Here is a 24878-nt window from a genome sequence, read left to right as displayed (position 1 = left end):
TTCTGGAATAGAGGGGCTCCCCCGCTTGCCGCATCGCCCCCATGCTGAGACGCCTCCTCCGCTCGACCGCCGCCTCCTCGCCTCCCTGTGCATCTCTCTCTGGACCGGTCGTGCCGATCGGCGCGGCCACGGGCGTCCTTCGGCAGCGCACCCCGGGCCCATCGCGTCACGCGGGGCCGCTCACCCGGCTCGGATGGGCTGCCGCGCTGCTCCTGGCGGCGCCCTCGTGCGAGTCGGTCACCCCCTCGGTATCGCCGCGCCCCTCCGCGGCGGCGCAATCGCCGCGCCCCTCCGCGGCGGCGCAAGCCCGGCTGGAGCTGCACGCCGGCGATGCCGACGTCTGGGCCTTCAGCGCGCGCGTCCAGGGCGCCCTCGCCGGGGCGGGCACGCTGGAGGACTGCGCGATCCGGGTCGGCGGCGACGTGTTCCCGGCGGCGATCGAGCAGCAGCGGTTCTTCGCGGACGTCCCGCTGCTCGAGGGCGAGAACGAGATCGTCGCGCGCTGCCGGGAAGCGAGCGCTGGCGAGCTGGACTCTCCGCCCGTCACCTACCGCGTCCGGCTGGAGGACACCCCGCGCGCCCGCGCCCGCGCCGCGCTGGCCGGCGGCAAGCTCGTCCTCGACGCGACGAGCAGCGAGCCCAGCGAGCGCTCCCGCGCCGAGCTCGTCGCCTTCGACTGGTTCCGCGTGCGCGGCGGCGCGGCGCCGGAGCCGCTCGGGCAGGGCGCTCGCCTCGAGCTGCCGGCGCCCGACGTCGGCGGTCAGGCGCTGTACGAGCTCAGGGTGCGCGACGAGCGCGGCCGGGGCGACGCCGCGCGTGTCGCGCCGCCGCTCGAAGCCCCCTCTGGCAGGGCCGCACCGGCGTGGATCGACGATGCCGTCCTCTACGGCGTCGTGCCGCCGTTCTTCGGCGATCCGCCGCTCCGGAGCGTCCGCGCCGCCCTCCCCGCGATCGAGCGGCTCGGCGTCACGGCGATCTGGCTATCTCCTATCTTCGCCGCGCCCGAGGGCGACTTCGGGTATGCCGTCACCGATTACTTCAGCGTGCGCCCCGACTACGGGACCGAGCAAGATCTCCGCGAGCTCGTGGACGACGCGCACCGGCGCGGCCTGCGCGTGCTGCTCGATCTCGTGCCCAACCACACCTCGGCCGAGCACCCGTATTTCCGTGAAGCCCAGCGGCGCACGAACCGCGCCCACACCTTCGCCTTCTACGATCGCGATGAGGGCGGCGAGCCGACGCATTACTTCGACTGGGAGCACCTGCCGAACCTGAACTACGACAGCGCCGAGGTGGCGCGCTGGATGCTCGAGGCGTCCCTGCACTGGGTGCGCCGGTTCGACATCGATGGTTATCGCGTCGACGCCGCGTGGGGCATCCAGCAGCGGCGGGGCGCGCTCTGGTCTCCCTGGGCCGCCGAGCTCCGGCGTGTGAGCCCGCATGTCGCGCTGATCGCCGAGGCCTCGGCGCGCGATCCGTACTACCTGCAGAACGGGTTCGACGCGGCCTATGACTGGACCGAGGAGCTCGGACACTGGGCCTGGAAGGACGTGTTCGGCGCGCCGCGGGGCATCGCGGCCCGGCTCGGCGCGGCGCTCGCCGCCACCGCGGCGCGCGCCGAGCGCCCCGAGCGCACGCTCAGGTTCATCAACAACAACGACACGGGCGCGCGCTTCGTCACCCGCCACGGACCGGGGCTGACGCGCGTCGCCGCGGCGGCGCTGCTGACCCTGCCCGGGATCCCGTGCGTCTACACGTTCGACGAGCTCGGCGCCGAGTACGAGCCTTACGGCGGCCTCGCCCCGGTCTCACGGCCCCCGCGCGGCCAGCTGGCGCGGCATTACGAGCAGCTGATCCGGCTCAGGCGCGGTGTCGCCGCGCTCCGGTCGCCGGGGCACCACACGGTGCACGCCGGGGGGCCGGACGACGAGGTCTTCGCCTATGTCAGGCACGGTGACGACGCGTCTCGCTTCGCGCTCGTGGTCCTGAATTTCAGCGAGCGATCCGTGAAGAAGCGCCTCACCGTCCCGGAGCCGTTCGCCGCCCACGCGCGAGGCGGCCTGCGCGACGCGCTGAGCGGCGCCGGCGCGCACCTCCGGGCCGGCGCCCTCGCGCTGGACCTCGCGCCCTGGGACGTCCGCGTCCTCGTGCCGCGGTAGGACAAAGGACGAGCCCCGCGCGGCGGTGAGGGCTGCGCTCATCCCAGACATCTGTTATAGCGGACAAACGTCCAACGTTTGACTCGGCAGCGAGGCGTCCCTGCCGCCAGGACGCTCAGCATCGCCGATACATACAGTAGAATTCAACACTTGGCACTCAACTCACCTGCGCGAGGCGACGGGGGTCGCCCGGCGTGAGGAGGATGATTTTCATGGCTCAGGAGCAATGGTCCGCCGTCGATCGCTACCTCACCGATCTGCTCGTGCCGTCCGACGCCGCGCTCGATGCGGCGCTCGCGGCCAGCGCCGCTGCCGGCCTGCCGCCGATCAACGTCGCGCCGAACCAGGGCAAGCTGCTGCATCTCCTGGCGCGGATCCGGGGGGCGCGAGCCATCCTGGAGATCGGCACGCTCGGGGGTTACAGCACGATCTGGCTCGCGCGGGCGCTGCCCGACGGCGGCCGCCTGATCACGCTCGAGTCGGAGCCGAAGCACGCCGAGGTCGCCCGCGCGAACCTCGATCGCGCCGGGCTGGCCGACGTCGTCGAGCTGCGCCTGGGGCGAGCGCTCGACACGCTGCCGAAGCTCGCCGCGGAGGGCCGCGGCCCGTTCGACCTCATCTTCATCGACGCCGACAAGCCGAGCAATCCCGACTACTTCGCGTGGGCGCTCAAGCTCTCCCGCCGCGGCAGCGTCATCGTGATCGACAACGTCGTGCGCAAGGGGGCGGTCATCGACCCCGAGAGCGCCGATCCCAACGTCCAGGGGGTGCGCCGCCTGAACAAGCTGCTCGCGGCCGAGCGACGCGTGAGCGCGACGGCGATCCAGACCGTGGGCAGCAAGGGATACGACGGCCTCGCGATCGTCCTTGTCACCGAGGATCCGTAGCCGCAGCGGCCGAGCGTCCGGGGGCGCTCCTCGCGCCCTGCCACGCCGGGCCACAACACGCCGGGCCACAAAAAACAGAGCGCCCATTCGACGGCGGGGGGGGAAGCCGTCACGGGCGCTCTGCCGTGGATATCTAGCAGGATACGGGCCAGGGCTTCTCCGTACTTGTTTCAAGGACTTACCCATCAGGAAGTCCCTGAAGCTTTCGATCCTGAGATGGTTGCTTGCAGACCTGACGGATGCGCTCGCGTCGCGGCCCAGGGCTGTGCGGCGGCGGTCCAGCGCGATCACGGCTCGTCGCCGGGATCTACGCCCTCCGTCGACTCGGCTTCCGGCTCGCCCTCGGCGGCCGGCATCTCGAAGGTCACGGCTCCCGCTCCTGGCGAAGGCGCTCCGGGCGCGGAACCACCCACGGCACTGGGTGCCTCATCGCGCATGCGGCGGACGTCGCTGAGAATCTAAGATTTCAACGCAAAGGCGCAAAGGCGCGAAGACGCAAAAAAGCGGAGAGAGAATGCAAAGCATCCATCGAGTGGTCAATGGATAGCAAGAATAGAACTACAGGCCCCTCTCATGTCTTTTTGCGTCTTTGCGCCCTGGCGCCTTTGCGTTCAATTCTCCGGTCTCCCGCTGCGCGCCGACGCGTCCACGCACAGCCTGTGCGACGACGATCCGGGAGCAGCCGACACGTCCCACGGAGGCCCGCGACGCTTCGCTCAGAATTGCGATGCGGTGGGGCGCCTCGCGGATGCCCGCAGGCCGCTCCGTGCTTGCCCGGCCCGCGCGCCGACAGATTCTGTCGGGGGAACCTAAAAAAAAAGAGCGCCCATTCGACGGCGGGGGGGGAAGCCGTCACGGGCGCTCTGCCGTGGTTACTTAGCAGGACACGGACCAGGGCCTTTCCGCACCGTTTTCAAGGACTTAACCGTAAGGAAGACCCTGAAGCTTTCGATCCTGAGATCGCCGCTTGCAAACCTGACGGATGCACTCGCGCCGCGGCCCGCGCTCCGTGCGGCGGTGGTCCAGCGCGATCACCGCTCGCGGCGCTCCCCCCAGTGACCGGCGGCGCCCGCCGTCGCGCGGCGTGGCACGCCGGCGCGACCCAACCCCGCTCATCGCCGGGTCTCACGGACAGTGAGGCGCCGTGGCGTCGCCCGGATGCATGACGGAAACGACCATCGTGCGTCGCTGGGATGTCGCCTACCGCAGCGTCCTGGCCTACGATGCAGGGCCAGTCGCACACATGCCCAGCGTGTCCCCTGCTCCTCGCGGAACTCACGCCAAGGCACAGCTCCCCGCGGCGGACCGGGTTGTCGCCGCCAGCGTGGGCGGCGTCTTCTTCGCGCTCTACGTGCGTACGCTGGCCCCCGGCCTGCTCCAGGACGACAGCGGGGAGTTCCAGTCGCTCGCCCGGCTCGCCGGTCACAGCCACCCGACCGGTTACCCGGTGTATCTGGCGCTCGCTCGCGCGGTCTCGTGGCTTCCACTCCGCGACGTCGCGTACCGGGTCAACCTGCTCTCTGCGGTCCTGGGCGCGGTCGCGGTCGCGTGCGTCTACCTCGCCGTGCGCTCGCTCGTGGCCTCGCGCGGCGCGGCGCTCGTCGCGGCGTCGGCGCTCGCGATGGCGCCGACGTTCTGGTCGCAGGCCGTCATCGCGGAGGTATACACCGCCGGCGCCGCGTTCCTCGCGCTCATCCTGGTCCTCCTCCTCCGCTGGCGGATCCACGCCCGCCCCGGCGCCGTCTTCGCCGCCGGGCTCCTCGGCGGCATGAGTCTCGGCGTCCACTTCACCGTCGCGCTCGCCGCGCCGGCGATCCTCGCGTTCCTGTGGCTGCACCGAGGGCGCGCCCACGCCGTCTTCCGCCCCGCGATCGCAGGCGCGGCCGCGGGCGTCGGCGTCACGGTCGCGCTCTTCGCCCTGAACGATTGGGCCGCCTCGCCGGCGAGCTACTTCGAGACGGTCGTCAACCCCTCGCGCTCGCAGTGGGGCCTCGACGCCACCGCCCTCGACGAGCCCTGGGAGCGGCTCCGCTTCAGCTGGAGCGCGAGGCAGTTCCAGCACCTCATGTTCGTCGATCCGGCCAAGAATCTGCCCCTGCGCGCCGGCGCCTACTTCGGAAAGCTGCCTGCCGAGCTATCGTATCCGCTCCTGATCCTCGCCGCGATTGGCGCGCTCGCGCTCCTCGTCGACCGCCCGCGCGTCGCGATCCTGCCCCTCGGCGCCGTCGCGGGGCAATGGCTCTTCACGTTCAACTACGGCGTCCAGGACATCTATGCCTTCCATGTCCCGGGTTACGTGCTCCTGGCCGTCCTCGCAGGCGCCGGCCTCGGGGCCATCGTGGAGGCTCCGGCGCGGCTCGGCGCGTTCGGACCGCGCGGTCGCGAGGGCGTGAGCGCGGTGCTCGCGGCGGGATTCCTCGGCGGCGGCCTCGGACCGGTCGCCGCCCCGCGGCTCGCCGACGTCCGGGCGGGGACCTACACGTTCGATGCGCCGTGGTATCCCTTGCAGCTCGCGAACGGCGATGTGCTGCATGACGATGTCCGTGTCGCCGTGCGCGGCCTCGCCGCGGGAGCGCTCGTCGTGACCAACTGGGACATGCTCTACCTGTTCCACTATGCCGCCCGGCTCGACGAGGAGCGCGACGATCTGCGGTTCATCGCGGCCAGCCGCGCCGAATCGCTCGATGCCTTCCTCCTCGCGAGCGCCGCGACCCGCCCGGTGCTCGCCGAGAACGCGGTCGCGAAGCACTTCACCGGGCGATGCAAGACCGAGCGGGTGCGCGCCGGCGCGGTCGTCTTCCACCGGATCTGGCCCGAGACATGCGGCCCGCGGCCGGCGCCGCCCTGAGGGCGTGCCGATGCCGTCCGGAGCGGCGGCTACTCCGGGAAATTCGTCAGCGCGCAGTAGAGGATCCATTCAACATCGCTCCCGCTGCCCGCTTTCTTCGAGCATACGTCCTTCTTGTCCGGGTCTAACCTCCATCGCGATCCACAAAACGCCTCTTTCGCCTCCTGGCCGGAGGCCGTCAAGGCGAGGCAGATCAATTGACGCTCGATGCGCGGCCCGTCATGAAAACCCAGCTCATCCGGTGCGGTGATGGTGACCTCTGACGCGTTCATGTCATCCAACATGACCTCGCCAGGCCCTTCGCCCACATCCTCCGCCGCCATGGCACACGAGAAACAAGCGAGAGATAGCACGAGAGCGGCAATCGACCTGGTTGTCGTGACTTGCATGAGTGAAGGTTGCTGCGATTTGTAGACCACGGTCGAGCGCGCATGGACGATGCACTGGCGTTCTCGGATCCATGCTGGGCATACGTGCGACTGGAAATCGAGAGAGTGGTCCGATCCGCCGCTGGGGACGAAGCGCTCCGCCCTCTGCGACGAATCAGCGCTTGAGCCCGGTCCGCGCGAGCCCCTCCACGAAGTACCGCTGCGCGAACAGGAAGAGCACCACGAGCGGCAACATCGCGAGGGAGGCGCCCGCCATGAGCACGGCCGGCTCGCCGCCGTAGGCGTTCTGGGTGCCGGCGATCATCTGCTGGATGTTCATCTTCTGCGGAGAGATGATGTAGACGAGCGGCCCGAAGTAGTCGTTCCAGGCGGCCTTGAGCCCGAGGACCGCGAGCGTCGCGACGGCCGGCCCGGCGAGGGGGAAGACCACCCGCGTGAACGTCTGGAAAGGGTTCGCGCCGTCCAGCGTCGCGGCCTCGATGAGCTCGTCCGGAATGCTCGCGAAGTACTGCCGCATCAGGAAGATCGCGACCGCGCTGCCCGTCGCGCCCGGCACGATGAGCGGATAGTAGGTGTCGATCCAGCCGATCCGGGCGAAGCCCACGAACTGCGGGATCAACGTGACCACGCTCGGCAGCATCATCGTCGACAGGAGCGCGGCGAAGATCGCGTCGCGCCCCGGAAAACGGAGCTTCGCGAAGGCGTAGCCGGCGAACGACGCCGTGAGGAGGCCCCCGAGGGTGGACGGGACGGCGATGAGGAGCGTGTTCCAGGTGCCGCGGAGGATGTCGATCTCGGCGAAGGCTTGCCGGTAGTTGGCGAGCGTCGGGCGGGCCGGGATCCAGCGGATCGGGACCGCGTAGATCTCGTCCGCCGGCTTCACGCTGGTGCTGATCATGAACGCGAAGGGCGCCAGCACGAAGACGGCCACCAGCGCGAGGACCGCATAGGAGAGGAGCCGGAGCGCGCGGCGCCCCCGGGACCTCCGGCCGCTACTCATCGTGCACCCAGCGCCGGGCGAGGCGGAACTGGAGCACGGTCACGATCATCACGAGCGCGCCGAGCACCCAGGCCATCGCCGACGCATAACCCATCTGGAAGTACTGAAAGCCGGTGAGGTAGAGATAGAGCATGAACGTCGCCGAGCGGAACTCCGGGCCGCCGCGCGTCATCACGTAGACCTGATCGAAGCTCTGCAGCCCGCCGATGACGCTGGTGACGGCGATGAAGAACGTCATCGGGCTGATGGCCGGCAGGGTCACGTGCCGGAAGCGCTGCCAGGCGTTCGCCCCGTCGAGCTCCGCGGCCTCGAGCAGCGATCGCGGCACGCCCTGGAGCGCGGCCAGGAAGAGGACCATGTTGTAGCCGAGCCCGCTCCAGATCCCCATCACGACGAGCGCGGGCTTGACGAGGTGCGGGCTCGAGAGCCACCCGGGCGGGTCGGCGACGCCGAGGGCGCGGAGGTACGTGTTGATGAGCCCGTAATCGGCGTTGTAGATCCACTTCCAGAGCAGCGCCGCGGCCACGATCGAGCACACGGAGGGGATGAAATAGACGGTGCGGAAGAACCCCTCGAGCCTGAGCTTCTGGTTCAACAGGAGCGCGAGGAAGAGGGAGATGGCGATGCCGACCGGGATGCCGAGGAGGTAAAAGGCCGTGTTGGCGAGCGTCCGCCAGATGAAGAAATCCCGGGCGAAGAGGCGAGCGTAGTTGTCGAGGCCGACCCACTGCGGCGGCGTGAGCACCTCGAAGCGGGTGAAGCTCAGATAGAGCGACGCCAGCATCGGGCCGAGCGCGAACACGACGAAGCCGAGCACGGGGATCGCCACGAACGCGCAACCCCAGCGCGCGTCGGCGCGGGCGCGCGGAATCTGCTTGTTCAACGCGCCGCCTCCGGTCCGGGGTTGTTCTCCCGCATGGTTTGCTCGACGACCGGCGCGAGGGCCGGGAGCAGCTCGCGGGCGGGCCGTTCGCCGCGCCAGACCTCGGGGAGGAAGCTCGCGAAGACCTCGTGCCAGAAGGCGTTGGGCATCTCGGTCTCGGGGCTCGGGCGGCTCGTCTCGGCGGCGCGCAGGAAGACCGCGGCGTGGGCCGGCCGCTGCCCGGGCTGGAGGAAGGCGGCGGTCGCGGCGACCGATCGCTGATTGGGCACCTGGAGCCCGGATCGGACCAGCTCGCTCTGTCCCTCGGGGCCGGCCAGGTACTCGATCAACGTGAACGCCTCGGCGATGCGCCGGCTCGCGGCGCTGACGGCGAGCCCCACGGAGCCCGACCAGCTCACCGAGGTCATGCCCGGCTTCGGCACAGGCACGGGCGCGACATCCCAGTCGAAGCGCATCCGGCGATACCGCGGGACCATCCAGCGCCCGTCGATGTGCATGGCGGCGAGCCCGGCCTCGAAGAGCTCGCTCTGCCCGGCGCCGCCGCTGCGGGCGAGGTTGGGCGCCACCTGATGGCGGAGGGCCAGATCCGCGCACCACTGCACCGCGTCCATCGACACGCCGGAGTCCATGAGCCACCGGCGCTGCGCCGCGTCCACGATCTCGCCGCCCGCGGACCACACAGCGGCTTCATAGGGATATCCGGTGATCCCCCAGTGCTGGACATACCCCTCGCGGTACGTGAGCGCGCGAAAGGCAGCGATGGCCTGATCCCAGGTCATCGGCACCTCGGGATCCGGCGCGGGCACGCCGCGGCGGCGGAGCACGTCCTTGTTGTAGTAGAGCACCGTGGGGCCGATGTCCTTCGGCAGCGCGTAGAGGCTGCCCTCGTGGAGGACGCGGCCGTTCCAGCGATAGCGGGCCAGGGCGCTCGGCCAGATGTCGGCGAGGTCGAGGGTCCGACTCTCCTGCACGAGACCGTCGATGTCGCGCAGGACGCCCTGACTGACCATCTCGCCGAACGCGCCGTCGGGCACGTAGAAGACGTCGGGCGCGCGCTTCGCCACGATCATCAGCCGGAGCTTGTTGAGGTAGTCGTAGCCGACGCCGGGCACCTGCGTGTACTCGACGCGGATCTCCGGGTGGATCCGCTCGAAGGCGGCGAGCGCCGACCGCATGATGGCCCGCTCCTCCGGCATCCCCCAGCCGACGAAGGTGATGGTGGTGCGCGCGACGTGCGAGCGGGGATCGGCCTTCGAGGCGCATCCGGCGGGCGAGATGGACGCGCACCAGACAACGAGCCAGAGCGCGCGACGGGCCATCTCAGACCCGCTCCTCGGTGCGCGGATCGAACAGGTGGACGTGCTCCGGCGCGGCGGCCAGCGTCACGCGCGCGCCGACGGCCGGCGTCGTGCCACGATCCAGCCAGCGGCACACGATCGCGGCGTCGCCGACGCGCAGGTGGACGTACGACTCGAACCCCATCGCCTCGACCATCTCGACATCGCCCTCCACGCCCAGCGACGCGCCGGCGGGCGCCGGGCCGAGGTGCTCGGGCCGGACGCCCGCGATCACCCGGCCCTCGCGGTGCTCCGTTGTCCTCGGCAGCGCGAGCCGCACGCTCGGCGCCGAGAGCACCGAGGTCGGGCCGTCGAGGCGGAGCTCGGCGGGGATCAGGTTCATCGGGGGTGCGCCGATGAACGTCGCGACGAAGACGTTGGCCGGCCGGTCGTAGAGCTCCTGCGGGCTGTCGTGCTGGAGGAGCGCGCCTCCGCGGAGGACGGCGATCCGCTCCCCGAGGGTGAGCGCCTCCGTCTGATCGTGGGTCACGTACACGAGCGTCGTCCCGAGGCGACGATGCAGGCGGCGCAGCTCGGCGCGCATCGAGCTGCGCAGCGCGGCGTCGAGGTTCGAGAGCGGCTCGTCCATGAGCAGCACGCCCGGCTCGCGCACGATGGCGCGCCCGATGGCCACGCGCTGCTGCTGGCCGCCCGAGAGCGCCCGCGGCTTGCGATCGAGGAGGTGATCGATCGCCAGCGCGCGCGCGGTGGCCTCCACGCGGCGCTTCACCTCGTCGCGCGGCACGCGGCGGAGCGCGAGCGAGAAGGCCATGTTCTCGAAGCACGTCATGTGCGGGTAGAGCGCGTAGCTCTGGAAGACCATGGCGACGTCGCGCTGCTTCGGGGGCACGTCGTTGACCACGCGGCCGCCGATGGAGAGCGTCCCGCCGTCGACGTCCTCGAGGCCCGCGATCATCCGGAGCGTCGTCGACTTGCCGCACCCGGAAGGCCCGACGAGCACGAGGAGCTCGCCGTCCTCGATGCGCAGCGACAGGTCCTCCACGATGGGCGCGCTCCCCTGGTAGCGCTTGTACACATGCTCGAACGCGATCGCGGCCACGCTTCCGCCTCCTCGGCGCCGCTGCTCGTGAACCGCGGCGTGGGCGAGATCAAGCTGCCGGGCGAGCGCCGCCTTCGCGTCGCCGGGCGAGCCCCCCGCTGAACACCGGGCCGATGATCTCGGCCAGATCCGAGGCGCCGTGACCGCGCGCGACGAGATCTTCGGTGATCGCACTGCCAATGTAGCCGGATCCGCCGGTGACCAGGACGCGCATGAAGCCTCCTAACTTTGTGGCCGGGGGTCACGCTCCGCGACGTAGCGCGCGAGCGCGTCGTCGAGCGACGGCAACAGGAGCCCGCGGCCGCTCCCGAGCGCGCTGTACCGCGGGCGCGGCGCGGCCAGGCCGAGCGCGCGGCTCGGGCAGCGCACGAGCCGCGTCGCGGGGACGCGCGCGAGCGCCGCGCTGCGCGAGGCGAGCTCCGCCCAGCTCGTGGCGTCCCGGTTCGCGAGGTGCCAGATGCCGCGCTCGCCGTCGATCAGCAGATCGAGGGTCGCGTGCACGAGATCCGGGACGTAGGTCGGCGAGACGATCACGTCGTCGGCCGCGTGGAAGCTCCGGCCCTCGCCGAGGGCGCGCAGCGCGGCGCCGACGAAGTTCGCTTCGTCCCAGGGACAGAAGAACGCGGCGGTGCGCACCACCAGCGCCTCCGGGAGGATCGCCAGGACGTTCCACTCCGCCGTCGCCTTGCTGCGGCCGTAGACGTTGAGCGGCCGCGCGGGATCGGTCTCCACGTACGGCGAGCGCTGCGCGCCGTCGAAGACCAGATCGGCCGAGAAGGTCACGAGCCGCGCGTCACGCCGGCGACACGCGATCGCGAGCACGGCGGGCCCCAGCGCGTTCTCGCGCTCGCAGCGGTGCGGCTCGCGCTCGGCCTCGTCGACGCCCACGAACCCCGCCGTGTTGACGACGGCCCACGGGGAGAACCGATCGAGCGCGCGCTCGACCGACGCGGGATCGGCGATGTCCATCTCGTCGCGCCCGATCGTGCGATGGGGCAGGCCGCGCAGCGCGCACAGGCGCGCGAACGCGCGGCCGAGCGCCCCCTTCGCGCCGGTGATCAGGATGGGCGGACCGGCGGCGGCGGCCTCGGGCGCGGGCGCGACGGCCGCGGCCGGACCGTACGTCAGCCGCTCGGGGCGCCGCCACCAGCCCGGCGGGGCGAGCGCGGGATGCTCGAAGCGATCGCCGCGCGCGAGCGCGGAGACCAGCCGCGCGAGCGCCGTGGACCGCGGCTCGGGGCCGCGTACATCGAACACGCCCGGCTCGTAGTGCCCGCGCTCCTCGGTGACGAGGCAGCTCCAGTCGAAGCAGCCGAGGAGCGACCACGCGGTGACCGCGCGCACGTCCGCGCCCGCCGCGCGCGCGGCCTCCGCGGCGCGGAACGCCTCGACAAGCCAGCGAAGCTGCTCCTCGCGCGGCCCGCCGAGGTGCACCTCGCTGATCGCCACGGGCCGGCGGTAGCGATCCCAGACCTCCTGGAGCCGCGCGCGGTGCCCGTCGATGCCTCCGGCGACCGCACGCACGGCCTCGACGTCGGCATACGCGTGCTTGCCATTTCCGCCGTGCGACCAGGCGGGGTAACAGGCCAGCCGCTCGTCGAGGAAGCGCTCGCTCGTGATGTAGTAGTTGATGCCGAGGACGTCCGGCGGACAGGGATCCTCGACGAACCACGCGAGCTCGGCGGGCGACGCGCCCCACCCGAGGAGCAGCGGAAACAGCGGGTGATCGCCGTCCACGCGCCCCGTGAGCAGATCGAAGCTGAGCCAGCGCCGGTGATTCTCGTGGTCGGCCTGGTACGCGAGCAGCGGCGTGCTCGTCGTCTTGCCGATATCCTCGGTCTGGATCAGGCGCGCCCGGGGGATCACCTCCCGGATGGCGCGCATGGCGAGCGCGATCGCGCGGCACTCGGTGAGCAGCGCGCGCACGAACGTGCGCGGATCGCGGCCGTGCGGGTACCAGTGCCCGTACAGGCCCGAGAAGCGGGCCGTCGTGAGCGGCTCGTTCACCGGCGTCCAGTCGGTGACCCACGGATAACGCTCGGCCGCCGCGCGGGCGAAGCGGGCGAGCCCCTCCGGGAAGCCCGGATCGACGAGGCTCGTGTAACGCGGGCCGCTGCCGTGGTGGACGAGCCCGATGATGGGCCGCACCTCGAGCGCCCGGAGCCGCTCCATCCGCGCGTCGGCCCAGCCGAAGTCCAGGCGCTCCGGCCGATCGGGGGCCGTCCGCTCCCAGAGCACGGGCATGCGCAGCGCCTGGATCCCGAGCGCGGCAAAGCGATCGAGATCATCGAGGCGGCGCGCGTGCCCGCTCCGCTCGAGCTGGTGGTGAACCACGTCGCCGACGCGGTTGACCGTGCACTCCACCCCGCCCCAGATCTCGAGGGGCGCCCTCGCCTCTACCGCCATGGTCAAGCCGCCTTGGCCGCGGCGAGCTGTCGGTTCGGCACGCCGGCCAGCTTGGCATAGAGGGTGAGCGCCTGCGCCACCACCTGGTCCATGTTGTAGTAGCGATAGGTCCCGAGCCGCCCGGCGAAGTGGACGCCGGGCGTCTCCCTGGCGAGCTCCTCGTACCTGCGGTAGAGGGCCGCGTTCTCCGGCCGCGGCACGGGGTAATACGGGTCGCCCTCGCCCTTCGGGATCTCGTAGACGATGGTCGTCTTCGGGTGCACCTGGCCCGTGAGGTGCTTGAACTCGGTGACCCGGGTATACGGGTTCTCGTTCGGATAGTTGATGACCGGCGCGTCCTGGTACCTCTCTTGATCCTTGGTCTCGAAGTGGAACTCCAGGGATCGATACGGCAGCTTTCCGAAGCGATAGTCGAAGAAGGCGTCGACGGGGCCGGTGAAGATCACCTCGCGATGAGGGATCTCGCTCTGCATCTCGCGAAACGAGGCGTTGAGCAGGATCTTGATGTTCGGGTGATCGACCATCCGCTCGAACATGCGCGTGAAGCCGTGGAGCGGCATGGCCTGGTAGGTGTCGGTGAAGTACCGATCGTCGCGGTTGCTCCGCACCGGCACCCGCGCGGTCACGGCGGCGTCGAGCTCGGACGGGTCGAGTCCCCACTGCTTCCGGGTGTAGTGCTTGAAGAACTTCTCGTAGAGCTCGACGCCGACCTTGCTGACGATCACGTCCTCGCTTGTGCGGATCTGCTCGCGTCGCACGGCCCGGGAGGCGAGGAACACCTCCACCTCGGGCGCGCTCAGGCGCAGGCCGTAGAGCTGGTTGATGGTGTCGAGGTTGATGGGGATGGGGACGAGCTGCCCGTCCACCCAGGCGCGCACGCGGTGCTGGTACGGGCGCCACTCGGTGAACTGCGAGAGGTACTCGAAGACCTCCCGCGAGTTGGTGTGGAAGACGTGGGGGCCGTACCTGTGCACGAGGACGCCGGCGGCGTCGTGGTGATCATAGGCGTTGCCGCCGATGTGGGGGCGGACATCGCAGAGCACCACCTTCTTGCCCGAGCCGCGCGCGAGCCGCTCGGCGAGCACGCAGCCTGCGAAGCCGGCGCCGACGATGAGATAGTCAAACATCGGCGCCCTGTCGCGCCGCCGGGCGCCGGCCCACCATCAGCACGCCGTCGAGGAGCTTCTCGATCTTCGACCATGTCGCGTCCCACGATCCCTGTGCGAGCAGCGCGTCGGCCCGGGAGAGCCGCGCGGCGTGGTCCTCGGCGAGGTACGCCTCGACGGCGGCCACGAAATCGCCCGCGGTGTCCGCGATGCGCGCGAGGCCGAGCTCGCCGTAGGGCCGGACCACATCGCGGATCGACGTGGAGACGACGGGCTTGCCGCCCGCGAGGTACTCCGGCGTCTTGGTGGGGCTGATGAAGCGCGTGGCCTCGTTACGCGCGAACGGAAGGAGCGCCACGTCCCAGCCCGCGAGGTAGGCGGGCAGCTCCTCGTAGGTCTTCTTGCCGAGATAGTGAATGTTGGGCGCGCGAGGCAGGCTCGCCGGATCGATCTTCACGACCGGACCGACGAAGACGAGGTGCCATTCAGGCCGGGCGGCGGCCACGCCGGCGATGAGATCGAGATCCATGCGCTCGTCGATGACGCCGAAGTAACCGAGCCGCGGGCCCGGGATCGTGGCCTGATCGACGGGCGGCGCGAGCGGCCGGCGCGCCGCCGCGAAGTGGGCGATGTCGACGCTGCTCGGGAGCAGGTGCACGTTCGCGTGCAGCGCCCTCTTGGACTCGTAGAGGCTGCGCCCTCCCGTGAAGACAACGTCGGCGCGGCGGAGCAGCTCGGCCTCGTGGTGCTTGAGCGCGGGCGGCGCGCCGGCGAACGCGGAGAGCTCGTCCATGCAGTCATACACGACCGCGCTGGCCGCGAGGTGCCGCGAGAACAGGAGCGCCATCGGCGTGTAGTACCAGAGCACGTGATCGTCGATGCCGAAGCGATCGAGCATGTCGTCGACGAGATCGCGCTGTAGCGCGTGGTTCCGCGCGTCGTCGAGGCCTGGTGGCAGGTGCGGCGTGACGACGCGCACGCCGTGGCGATCGACGGGCGCGGCCTCGATCCGCGGCGGCCCGTCGCTCCACATCGGCTCCTCGAAGAAGAACACGCGCCGCGTGCGCGCGCAGCGCGAGAGGAGGTGCTGCGGGCGCTGGAAGACGAAGCTCCAGCGCAGGTGCGAGAAGCAGACGACGTCCGGCCGCCGTTTCGGGCTCATGCTTGTCCTCCTCGGTGGCGGCCGCGGCGCGGCTGATGTGCACGAGCGTGCCGCCCGGGAGGGGCAATACAAGGAACGTACCTGAGGGCCACGTCCATCGCGGAGCTCGGCCGCCGCTCAGCCGCCCGGCTTGGCGAGGCTCCGTTGGAACATCACTCCTCCCCGGCGATCACCTCGTCCATCATGATGCCTTCCTGGCGCGGGCCTGCGCACTCCGCGAGCTCCATCGGGTCGGGGTGCACCTGCCCCGCGGCCCGGCCGCGCGTGGCGGCGGCGATGGCGTCGATCAGGAATTTCGGCGTCCTATCGGCGTAGAGAAGCCCGTTGGCCTCCTGGTAGGTATCGGTGAGCTGCGTGTAGCAGAAGCCGGCGAGCAGCGGTGTCGCGCGCACCACGGCGAGGAGGCGCTCGTACGCCCGCTCCAGCGCCGCTGGGTTATCGGCGGAGGTGTATCCCCACGTGCCGGGGCGGCGGAGCGCGATACCGCCCATCTCCGAGAGCACGATCGGGTGCTCCAGCTTGCGCGAGTGGCCGTCGAGCACGAGCACGCGGCCGCCGGGGCGCTCGCGCCGGAAGAGCCGCGGGCGACACTCGCCGCCGTCGTAGCGCTGGGCGATCCGGGCCGGATCCGGATCGTAGTCATGGATACCGATGATGTCGGTGGCCACGGCCTCCCAGCCGTCGTTGCCGATCACCGGGCGCGTCGGGTCCAGCGTCTTGGTGAGGTGATAGAGCGCCTTGACCCCGTGCCGCTCGCGCGCGCTGTCCGGCAGGTTGGGCACGCCCCAGGACTCGTTGAAGGGCACCCAGGCGATGACGCACGGATGGCTGAAATCGCGGTTGATCGCCTCCGTCCACTCGCGCGTGAGGCGCTCGATCGAGAGGGGCGTGAAGCGGTAAGCGCTCGGCATCTCCTCCCACACGAGCAAGCCCAGCCGATCGGCCCAGTAGAGATAGCGCGGATCCTCGATCTTCTGGTGCTTGCGTGCGCCGTTGAACCCCATGGCGCGCGTGAGCTCGATGTCGCGCCGGAGCGCGTCGTCGTCGGGCGCGGTCATCCCGGTCTCGGGCCAGTAGCCCTGATCGAGCACCATCCGGAGCCCGACGGGCCGCCCGTTGAGCAGCACGCGGTCGCCCTGCACCGCGATGGATCGGAGCGCTGTGTAGCTGTGCACGCGATCGATCGTCTCGCCGTCGCGGGTGACGAGCTCGATCTCGGCGTCGATGAGCGTGGGTGACTCCGGGCTCCAGAGCAGCTGGTTGCGCGAGTCGTCGATGCCCGGATCGGAGAGCGCGATCCGGCGGTGGACCTCGCCGAGCACGACGGCGTAGCTGTCCTCGGCGAGCAGCGCGCCGTTCGCGCTGAGGCGCAGGCGCAGCCGCAGTCCGTCCCGGCGCTCGCCGCCGATCCTGGCATAGAAATCGAGCTCCCATCGGTCGAGGCTCGACTGCCAGCGGAGCGCCGCGATCGAGCTCGCGGGCACGCGCTCCATCCACACCGTCTGCCAGATGCCGGTCGTGCGCGGGTACCAGATGGAGTGCGGTTCGAGCTGCCAATCCTGCTTGCCGCGCGGCTTGGCGAGGTCGAGCGGATCGTCCTCTGCGCGCACGACGATCTCGACGGCGCGCGCTGAACCGACGAGGTCGGTGATGTCGATGCTGAAGGGGGTGTAGCCGCCGGTATGATGCGCCGCGCGGCTCCCCGCGACCCAGACCGTCGCGTCGTAGTCGACGGCTCCGAAGTGCAGTATCAGCCGCTCTCCACCGCGGAGCTCCGGCACCGCGATGGTGCGCCGGTACCAGACGGCGCGGAAGAGGCCGCGCGCGCCCACGCCGCTCCGCGGTGTCTCCGGCGCGAAGGGGACCTCGATGAAGCCCTCCCAGCCCACGTCGGCCGGCTCCCGGAAGCGCGCCTCGGGATCGAGCGCGAAGCTCCACGTACCGTTGAGTGATTCCCACCCGGCGCGCCGGAGCTGCGGCCGCGGGTAGCCATGCGCGCGCCCGCCGGCGGTGGAGAGGTCTGCTCCAGGGGGGGGCTCGGCGGAGACGGACGGGCGGTTCATCCTTCGAGGTGCTTCCTTTGCTGTACGGCGGGGCAGACCTTACAGCGCCTCAGGCGTCACGCCATGCCGCCAGCGCGGGTTTTGATCCGCGCGGTGGCGCAGACTTCATCGACGCGAGAATACCGGACAATCACCGTCTCTCCATGAGTCCGGGAATTCCGGCGTTTCGAGCGGGCCCAGCGGCAAGCGGGCAAGTGGCCTCGAACGGTGGGCTCGATCGGACAGGGAAGCTGCTCGCCGCGAGCTGGTCGCGCTTCACTCGGCGTAGACGGCCACCGTCGCGGTGCACGAGGCGTTGCCGACGCAGCCGGCGCGGAAGGTGTAGTAGTCCGAGAACGCCGCGACGTGCGTCGTCTTCGGCATCTCGGAGCAGCCGATCGTCTCGGCGGAGTCCACGGCGACCTGGACGCCGTTGCGATCGAAGAGGCGGATGTACGACATCCCCGAGCGGCTCGCCCCGTAGAGCACCGCCGCGCAGGTGCCGAAGGAGATCGTCTCTCCGGCGTTGAAGAAGTACGCCTGGTCGACATAGTTGGTCGTGGCGTAGTTCGTGCTGCTCCTCGAGTACGAGAAGGTGCCTTTACCGCGCGCGATCGCCACCGTCCCGCTGCACGAGGAGAAGCCGTCACAGCCGGCCCGGATCTGGAAGGGCCAGCCCGTCGCCGACGTCGTATAGCGGATCTGCGCCGAGATCGACCCCGAGGGGCCGTCGTTCGCCGAGGCCACCTGCACGGGCGACCCGGAGCTCAGGTCGAAGAGGCGGAGGTACGTGTCCCCCGAGGAGCTGGCGCCGACGATGCCGGTCGTGCCGATCATCACGCGCCGGCTCGGGTTGATATTGAGGTTGAAATTGGCCGTGTTCACCGTGGCGTTGTTGGTCGCGCTCCGGCTGAAGGAGAAGACCGATATCGCCTCCTCGGCCTCGCCCACGACCTCGCTCTGCTCCTCTTCGCTGAACGCCTCGGCCGCGCAACCGGCCGAGAGCGTCATTGTCAGGGCCAAAAGGACTTGTTCAAACGAGCGGGTGTTCATGTTCTTCCTTCGCTGCCTTTCTCCGGGGTCGCGCGGGCGCGTGAGCGGATCTCGCGGGCGCGCGCGTGCGGGGACGCTGTTCATTCCTGCGCGGGCGGAACCCGCGGGCGCGTCAGGGGACGTCACCTCGAGAGGTGTCGCGTGGCCTGCGCGGTAGCTCGATCGGATTCAGCGTACCGCCAAGCACAGCCGTAGCAAAGCCCTTGCGATCACCCGACCAGCGGGCGAAGGAAGTCGTCGAGCTGCTCGAGCGTGCCCGGCGAAGCGCGCCATCCGATGTAGCCGTCCGGGCGGACCAGCACGAGCGCATCGCCATCAACGCCATAGCCAGTGCGCGCGTACCTATCCGTATCGACGAGGGCGCGCCGGCTGGCCGGCTCCCCCGGCTGCACCACCGCGCGCGCGTGCACGGCGGGGCCATACCGGGCGTTCACCCGGGCGACCGTGTCCCCGTGGGCCGCGCCGAAGGCGAGCAGCGTGAAGTGCGGGCCACGGAACACATCGAACAGGCGGACGGGCGCGCCCTCGGCGTCATGACAGGGCGCATCGGGCGCTCGGTCCCCCGCGAGGACGCGCGCCGGCGCGCCGTGATCGTCGCGGGCCTCGTCACGGGCCAGCGAGCTCCCGCGGTAGCTGATGTCGAGCTGCTGCGTCTCCGGGCCGCGCCGCACCTCGCCCGGGCTTCCCTCCGCGGTCCGGCGATGCAGCCTCGAGGTGAGGCCGAGCATCGCCGCGGCGACGGGAAGCCGCTCCTCCTCGTAGGTGTCGAGCAGCGCCGCGGGCGCTCCCGCCAGCACCTGGCCGAGCTTCCAGCCGAGGTTGTAGGCGTCCTGGATGCCGGTGTTCAGGCCCTGCCCGCCGGCCGCGGGGTGCACGTGCGCGGCGTCGCCGGCCAGGAACACCCGGCCGACCCGGTACCGGTCCACCATCCGCACGCTGGGCCGGTAGAGCGACAGCCAGCTCGCGTCGTGCAGCCGGACATCCGAGCGCCCGGTCCGCTCGTGGAACAGCCTCTGGACGGCCTCCGCCGTCAGCTCGGGCGCCTCGTCGCCATGGATCGGTATCAGGATCTGGAAGCGCTCCGTGCCGGGCAGCGGGCACAGCGCGACCGGGCCGCCGAGCGCTTTCGGCCATGCATGCCAGCGCTCGCGGTCCAGCCCGTCGGCGCGGACGTCGCCCACGAGCGCCCGGTCCGCCTCCAGCGTCTCCCCCTGAAAGCCGACGCCGAGCGCGCGCCGCACGAAGCTGCGCCCCCCGTCCGCGCCGACGAGGTAGCCGGCGCGGACCCGCTCCGTCTCGCCCCCGCGGACCAGCGTGGCGGTCACGCCGTCGCCGTCCTGCTCGAAGCCGGTCAGCTCGGTGGCGAGCTCGACACGGACGCCGTGCTGCGCGAGCCGGGCGCGCAGGATCTCCTCCGTCCGCCATTGCCCGAGGAGCAGGATGTTCGGATAAGGCACGTCCGGCGCCGGCGCGCGGCGCTCGAACATGGCCCAGTCGCCGAGCACCGCGGCGCCGTCGTAGGCGCGGATCAGCGGGTAAGGGGCTCCGGCGGCCATCGCCGCGTCGACCACCCCGAGATCGTCGAGGACCTCGAGGGTGCGCGGCTGCACGCCCTTTCCGCGAGAGCCGGCGAAATGGGCAGGCGCCTTGTCGACGATCCGGCACACAACGCCACGGCGGGCCAGATCGCACGCGAGGGTCAGGCCGGTGGGCCCCGCCCCCGCGATGAGGACATGCGTGCTCAGCGACGGATTCATTGGCTGTCTCCTGTCAGGTGAAGTCACGCCATCTTGGAAGCTGTCGCTTGCCTCGTCAGCTTGCGTTCTGCCAGCATGGTTCCATGCGCAAGCGGGACGCTGCCACGCCGCGGAAACAGCCGACGCAGGACCGGTCGCGCGCGACGGTCGAGGCGATCCTGCAGGCGACCGCTTACATTCTGGTCCGGGACGGGTACGCGCGGCTGACGACGAACCGCGTGGCCCAGCGGGCCGGGGTGAACGTCGCGTCGCTGTACCAGTTCTTTCCGGGCAAGGAGGCGCTCGTGGCCGAGCTCCACCGCCGGCACATCGAGCAGGGCCGCGCGGCCGCGGCCGCGGTGCTCGCCGCGCATCGGGGGCAGCCGCCCGATCGGGTGGTCCGGACGATCGTGGAGGCCGGCATCGCCGCCCACGCGGTGGAGCCCGAGCTGCACCGCGTGTTCCTCGAGCAAATGCCGCGCATCAGGGCGACCCGCTCCGCGGCGAGCGAGGGCTTCCTTCTCGAGGAGGCAAAGCAGCTCCTCGCGGCGTGGGGCTGCCCGGCGCCGGACGTGGAGCTCGCGTGGTGGATGATGCAGACCGCGGCGCACGCGGTCGTGCATCAGGCGATCGTCGAGCGGCCCGACGACGTGCGCTCCGGCGCGCTGGCCGAGGAGCTCGTGCAGCTGCTCGAGCGCTACCTGCGCGGGAAGCAGACCCCAGGGCCCCGCGCCGGCGCGGGGCGGGAGGACACGTGATCTCGTCGAGGGCGCCGAGGGCGACTGCCCCACGTGGCCTCCGCGCGCTCAGCCGGGCGTGGCGATCTCGTCGTAGCCGCGGCCGCTGAACTGGAGGAGGCAGACGCCGTGGCCGAAGGGATCGGCCAGGCGGAGCATGCGCCCCCACGCCGCCACCTCGATCTCGGCTTCGGGGACGGCGCCTGCCTGCTGCGCGCGGCGCGCGGCGGCCTCGAGATCGTCGACCACGAAATCGAGGTGGACCGGCGTCCAGTGACGCCGGTAGTCGCGCGGGGACGCGCCGGCGGCAGGCTCGCTGCCGGCCGGCTTCACAAGGACGTAGATGGGAGCCGCCGCGCCGAGGAGCTCGACCCCGGAGGCACCAAAGCGCCGCCCGACGCGCAAGCCGAACGCACGCGTGTAGAACGCGATGGCAGGATCGAGCGCCGGGACATCGATGTTGACGAGCAGGTCAGACATGCGATGAGGGTAGCAGCAGGGCACGTCGCGACCTAGCACCACTGCGTCGCAGCCCGTCGAGCCCGGCAACGACCGACCGGCGGGAGCTGCACGCTCGGGCGGATATCCCTGTAGATCGAGGAGTCTTTTCGTCGCGCCGGGGTCGACGCGGCGCCCGCGCGACACAGCCTTCGGGGCCATGGAGTACATGATGGACCCCGCTGCGGAGCAGCGGTTGCAGGCCTACTTGTCCGAGATTGGCGACGTGCTCGGCCATCCGCTGCGGCGCGAGTCCTTCGCGACGTATGCGTTGGGGCTGCTCGGCGAGGCGGAGCGCAAGAGCGTCGAACCGATCGCGGCGCGCGCCTGCCCCGATCCGGAACGCGTCGAGGTGGCGCACCAACGCCTGCTGCACTTCGTCTCGAACTCGCATTGGGACGACGAGGCCGTGCGCGTTCACGCTGCGCGCTATGCGATCGGAGCGATGACCCAGCAGGCCCCCGTGACCTCGTGGATCGTCGACGACACGGGCTTCTTGAAGAAGGGGACCCACTCCGTCGGCGTTCAGCGGCAATACACCGGCTCCGCCGGTAAGACCACCAATTGCCAGATCGGGGTCAGCCTCAGTGTGGCGACCCGCTATCACCATGTCCCCATTGACTTCGAGCTGTACCTGCCGCAAAGCTGGGCGGACGATCCAGCACGACGACGAGAGGCGCGCATCCCCGACCAAGTCGTCTACAAGACCAAGATCGACTTGGCGCTCGAGATGATCGAGCGCGCCGTCCATCACGGCATTCCCGGGGATATCGTGCTGGCCGACGCCGCCTACGGCAATTCTAATGCGTTCCGGGAGACGGTGCGGTTGCTGGGCTTCGACTACGCCGTCGGCATCGAATCGCCCACAAAGGTCCTCCCGCTGCGACGTCGTGGCGCTGTCGACCCAAGCCCGACCGTCAGCGCCGCCGACTTCGCGCAACGCCTCGGACGCGGGGCGTTTCGTCGCCTGTGCTGGCGGGAAGGCACGTGTCGAACGTTGTCCTCGCGCTTCGCACTTCGGCGCGTCCAGGTGGCGCACGAGGACGGGATCCCGATCGAGCAGCACCCGCCCGTTTGGCTCCTGATGGAGTGGCCAGACGACGAGCCGAAGCCGACCAAGTTCGCGCTCACGACGCTTCCGGCGCGGATGACGAACAAAGAGATCGTTCGGAGGTTCAAGGAACGCTACCGCACCGAAAAGGTCTACGAAGAGTTGAAGGGGGAGCTGGGCCTCGACCACTTTGAGGGCCGTCGGTTTCGCGGCTGGCATCATCACGTCACGGTCGCGCTGAGCTGCTATGCCTTCGTGGTCGCGGAACGCACGCGGCCTTTTCCCCCCTCGGCCGCCCGGCCGCGTCGCCCCCGTGCGCTCGCGCTCGCGGCCTGAGCGCCACTTCCCGGACTCCTTTCCCACGGTTCGTCTCGCCATCGCTCGCGTGCTGACCCGCTGGTTGCCCCGATGCCCAAGCTGCCACGCGTCGCAGTCCAGGGGCGATCCGTTTCAGCTCGCTGGGCCGTGACGCAGTGGTGCTAGTTCTACTGCGGGAAGTTGGTGAGACCTGAGTAGGCCGGCGACAGCCACCTGGTCGGTTGGTGTCGTTTGTTTCTCACTTTGTCCTCCGAAAGTTAGAACAGGGGGTTTCCATCTGCGGTCGGGTGCCCAAGATGGGCGTCGCGATGACATACACGCTGGACAACGCAGCGAAGTCTCGGTTGGATGACTACTTTGCCCAGATCGGCGCCCACCTACGACGAAAGGAGCAGCGGGCGTCGTTCGCGGCTTACGCCTTTGGCATTCTGGGCGAGGGGGAGAGAAAGAGCGTCGAGCCCATCGCGGCGCGCGCGTTCGGAGAGCCACGCGAGACGCAGCGCGCCCATGACCGGCTTCTCCACTTCTTGAGGGACTCGCCGTGGAGCGATCGCGATGTCCGCCGTGAGGCTGCGCACTATGTGACGAGGGCCATGCACGAACAGGATCCGATCTCGGTCTGGATCGTCGATGACACGGGCTTCCTCAAGCAAGGGGACCACTCTGTCGGTGTCCAGCGCCAGTACACAGGCACCGCAGGGAAGATCACGAACTGCCAGGTTGGCGTGAGCCTCTGCGCCGCAAACAGAACCGAGCACGTCCCTCTCGATTTTGAGCTGTACCTCCCTCAGCAGTGGCTGGATGACGAGGAGCGCCGGAAGGAGGCCAGGATTCCGTCCGATCAGGTGTTCAAGACCAAGCCGGATCTCGCGCTCGACATGATCGCCCGCGCAATAGCCGACGAGATCCCGGGAGACATCGTTCTCGCGGATGCGGCCTATGGCACCTCGTCCGGTTTTCGTGACGCGCTGCGAAGCTATGGGCTTGACTTCGCCGTGGCCGTCAACGCGACCACGGGCGTGTGGTTGCTCGACGCCAAGGAACGACGCCGCGGCGCCGCCGTCGGCGTTCAGAAGCTCGGCATCGAGCTCGGGCTGCAGGCCTTCCGGCGAGTGACGTGGCGCACAGGAACACGCGGAAAGCTCGCCAGCCGCTTCTGCTTTCGCAGAGTGAAGGCGGCCCATGACGATGGGTCCGAGCCCAAGGACAGAGAGGTCCTGTGGCTCGTGATCGAGTGGCCGCACGACGAAACGAAGCCGACGAAGTTTGCCCTGACCACGCTGCCTCGCCGGATGAGCAAGAAGCAGATCGTCAGAACCCTGAAGGAACGATGGCGCACCGAACACGCCTACGAGGAGCTCAAAGGGGAGCTGGGGCTCGACCACTATGAAGGACGGTCGTTCCCTGGATGGCACCATCACGTGTCCGTCGTCCTGTGCTGCTACGCGTTCATTGTTGCTGAACGCGTGCGGCATTTTCCCCCCTCGGTCCGAGGGGAAGCGCAAGGCTACGCGCTCCGTAGCGCGGCCTGAGCGCCACTTCGCCGACTCCTTCACCACTCTCCGCCTCGCCATAGCGTACGCCCTCATCGCGTGGCTCCCTCGATGCCCTCTGTGTCACCGTCGAGGGATCCCACACTCTCCAAAGGGTCAACTGCATTCTTTTGCGGCGGAGTGCACAACTGAGGGCGGGGTTGTGTCGATAGACACGAGATGAACCGCCAAGACACCAAGGACGCCAAGGAAGAAGTGAGGAGCGAGCCCGACGCGGAGTTGGATCGCCTCGCCCACTGCGTGATCGGCGCCGCGCTTGAAGTGCACCGAACTCTCGGCCCTGGCTTCCTCGAAGCTATCTACGAGGAAGCGCTCTGCGTCGAGCTTTCCTTGCGCCGCATTCCGTTCGCCCGGCAAGTGCCCATCGGCGTGGACTACAAGGGGAATCTGGTGGGCCAGGCTCGATTGGATCTCGTGGTGGATGGTCAGCTCGTCGTCGAGCTCAAGGCCACCGAGGGCATTGCCCCGATCCACGTTGCGCAGCTTCTGTCGTACCTCAAGGCGGCAAGACTACGGCTTGGCCTCTTGATCACCTTCAAAGTGGCCTTCCTCCGTACCGGTGTCAGGCGCGTGGTTCATTCCCCGTAAATTTGGCGTTCTTGGCGTTCTTGGCGGTTCCTCTCTTTCCGCGACGAACCTCCCGCAGTAGTGCT

General features: G+C 70.0%; 20 protein-coding genes. 7 read left to right on the top strand and 13 right to left on the bottom strand.

All coding sequences use genetic code 11. From position 1 onward, the window contains the following. Positions 1-110: 110 nt before the first annotated feature. From WMF45_RS17550 to WMF45_RS17540, 3 genes are all read left to right on the top strand, one after another. On the top strand, positions 111-2159 hold the full coding sequence (locus WMF45_RS17550; RefSeq protein WP_437718023.1) for an alpha-amylase family glycosyl hydrolase: 2049 nt from the start codon (positions 111-113) through the stop codon (positions 2157-2159). Between the two features lie 212 nt (positions 2160-2371). After that, positions 2372-3046 (top strand): O-methyltransferase, encoded by a 675-nt coding sequence (locus WMF45_RS17545; protein ID WP_437718022.1) that lies wholly within the window; start codon positions 2372-2374, stop codon positions 3044-3046. A 1162-nt stretch (positions 3047-4208) separates the two neighbouring features. Next, a complete protein-coding gene (locus tag WMF45_RS17540) occupies positions 4209-5894 on the top strand; it encodes a protein O-mannosyl-transferase family (RefSeq protein ID WP_437718021.1) in 1686 nt (561 codons plus the stop codon). Positions 5895-5923: 29 nt separating this feature from the next. Here WMF45_RS17540 and WMF45_RS17535 read toward each other — a convergent pair whose 3' ends face one another. The 12 genes from WMF45_RS17535 to WMF45_RS17480 all read right to left on the bottom strand — a co-directional run bounded on the left by WMF45_RS17535 (position 5924) and on the right by WMF45_RS17480 (position 20089). Continuing rightward, positions 5924-6217 carry a hypothetical protein gene (locus WMF45_RS17535; protein ID WP_437718020.1) on the bottom strand — a complete coding sequence of 98 codons (294 nt, stop codon included), beginning with the start codon at positions 6215-6217 and terminating at the stop codon, positions 5924-5926. A gap of 220 nt (positions 6218-6437) precedes the next feature. Beyond that, positions 6438-7283, bottom strand: a complete 846-nt coding sequence (locus WMF45_RS17530) for a carbohydrate ABC transporter permease (RefSeq protein ID WP_437718019.1) — start codon at positions 7281-7283, stop codon at positions 6438-6440. Continuing rightward, positions 7276-8166 carry a carbohydrate ABC transporter permease gene (locus tag WMF45_RS17525; protein ID WP_437718018.1) on the bottom strand — a complete coding sequence of 297 codons (891 nt, stop codon included), beginning with the start codon at positions 8164-8166 and terminating at the stop codon, positions 7276-7278. The genes WMF45_RS17530 and WMF45_RS17525 overlap by 8 nt, the downstream gene beginning before the upstream one ends. Continuing rightward, the gene (locus WMF45_RS17520; protein ID WP_437718017.1) at positions 8163-9485 is read right to left on the bottom strand and encodes an ABC transporter substrate-binding protein; all 1323 of its coding nucleotides are present in this window, start codon (positions 9483-9485) and stop codon (positions 8163-8165) included. Before WMF45_RS17520 ends, WMF45_RS17525 begins: the two co-directional genes overlap by 4 nt. A 1-nt stretch (position 9486) precedes the next feature. Continuing rightward, the gene (locus WMF45_RS17515; protein WP_437718016.1) at positions 9487-10563 is read right to left on the bottom strand and encodes an ABC transporter ATP-binding protein; all 1077 of its coding nucleotides are present in this window, start codon (positions 10561-10563) and stop codon (positions 9487-9489) included. Positions 10564-10612: 49 nt separating this feature from the next. After that, positions 10613-10777 (bottom strand): hypothetical protein, encoded by a 165-nt coding sequence (locus tag WMF45_RS17510; protein WP_437718015.1) that lies wholly within the window; start codon positions 10775-10777, stop codon positions 10613-10615. An 8-nt stretch (positions 10778-10785) separates the two neighbouring features. Further along, positions 10786-12969, bottom strand: a complete 2184-nt coding sequence (locus WMF45_RS17505; RefSeq protein WP_437718014.1) for a sugar nucleotide-binding protein — start codon at positions 12967-12969, stop codon at positions 10786-10788. 2 nt (positions 12970-12971) lie between these two features. Continuing rightward, on the bottom strand, positions 12972-14096 hold the full coding sequence (glf, locus tag WMF45_RS17500) for a UDP-galactopyranose mutase (protein ID WP_437718013.1): 1125 nt from the start codon (positions 14094-14096) through the stop codon (positions 12972-12974). After that, complete coding sequence (locus WMF45_RS17495) at positions 14089-15237, bottom strand: glycosyltransferase family 1 protein (protein ID WP_437718012.1); 1149 nt, start codon at positions 15235-15237, stop codon at positions 14089-14091. The genes glf and WMF45_RS17495 overlap by 8 nt, the downstream gene beginning before the upstream one ends. A 152-nt stretch (positions 15238-15389) precedes the next feature. Continuing rightward, complete coding sequence (locus WMF45_RS17490; RefSeq protein ID WP_437718011.1) at positions 15390-17300, bottom strand: glycoside hydrolase family 2 protein; 1911 nt, start codon at positions 17298-17300, stop codon at positions 15390-15392. A gap of 255 nt (positions 17301-17555) precedes the next feature. Further along, on the bottom strand, positions 17556-18290 hold the full coding sequence (locus tag WMF45_RS17485; RefSeq protein WP_437718010.1) for a hypothetical protein: 735 nt from the start codon (positions 18288-18290) through the stop codon (positions 17556-17558). 251 nt (positions 18291-18541) lie between these two features. Beyond that, positions 18542-20089 carry an FAD-dependent oxidoreductase gene (locus WMF45_RS17480; RefSeq protein WP_437718009.1) on the bottom strand — a complete coding sequence of 516 codons (1548 nt, stop codon included), beginning with the start codon at positions 20087-20089 and terminating at the stop codon, positions 18542-18544. A gap of 83 nt (positions 20090-20172) precedes the next feature. On the opposite strand from WMF45_RS17480, the gene WMF45_RS17475 reads away from it, so the two are divergent. Further along, positions 20173-20826 (top strand): TetR/AcrR family transcriptional regulator, encoded by a 654-nt coding sequence (locus tag WMF45_RS17475; protein ID WP_437718008.1) that lies wholly within the window; start codon positions 20173-20175, stop codon positions 20824-20826. 48 nt (positions 20827-20874) lie between these two features. Here the strand turns inward: WMF45_RS17475 and WMF45_RS17470 are convergent, their stop codons facing one another. Beyond that, positions 20875-21285, bottom strand: a complete 411-nt coding sequence (locus WMF45_RS17470) for a VOC family protein (RefSeq protein ID WP_437718007.1) — start codon at positions 21283-21285, stop codon at positions 20875-20877. Between the two features lie 178 nt (positions 21286-21463). Between WMF45_RS17470 and WMF45_RS17465 the strand changes: the two genes are divergently transcribed. The 3 genes from WMF45_RS17465 (at position 21464) to WMF45_RS17455 (ending at position 24813) form a co-directional block, all read left to right on the top strand. After that, positions 21464-22690, top strand: coding sequence for an IS701 family transposase (locus WMF45_RS17465; protein WP_437718006.1), 1227 nt, complete (start codon positions 21464-21466; stop codon positions 22688-22690). A gap of 278 nt (positions 22691-22968) precedes the next feature. Beyond that, positions 22969-24204, top strand: a complete 1236-nt coding sequence (locus WMF45_RS17460) for an IS701 family transposase (RefSeq protein WP_437707094.1) — start codon at positions 22969-22971, stop codon at positions 24202-24204. A 180-nt stretch (positions 24205-24384) separates the two neighbouring features. Beyond that, positions 24385-24813 carry a GxxExxY protein gene (locus WMF45_RS17455; protein ID WP_437707092.1) on the top strand — a complete coding sequence of 143 codons (429 nt, stop codon included), beginning with the start codon at positions 24385-24387 and terminating at the stop codon, positions 24811-24813. Positions 24814-24878 lie beyond the last annotated feature (65 nt).

The organism is Sorangium sp. So ce448 (genome assembly GCF_051520915.1).
Taxonomy (GTDB): domain Bacteria; phylum Myxococcota_A; class Polyangia; order Polyangiales; family Polyangiaceae; genus Sorangium; species Sorangium cellulosum_B.
This window is presented reverse-complemented; position numbering and strand designations above follow the sequence as displayed.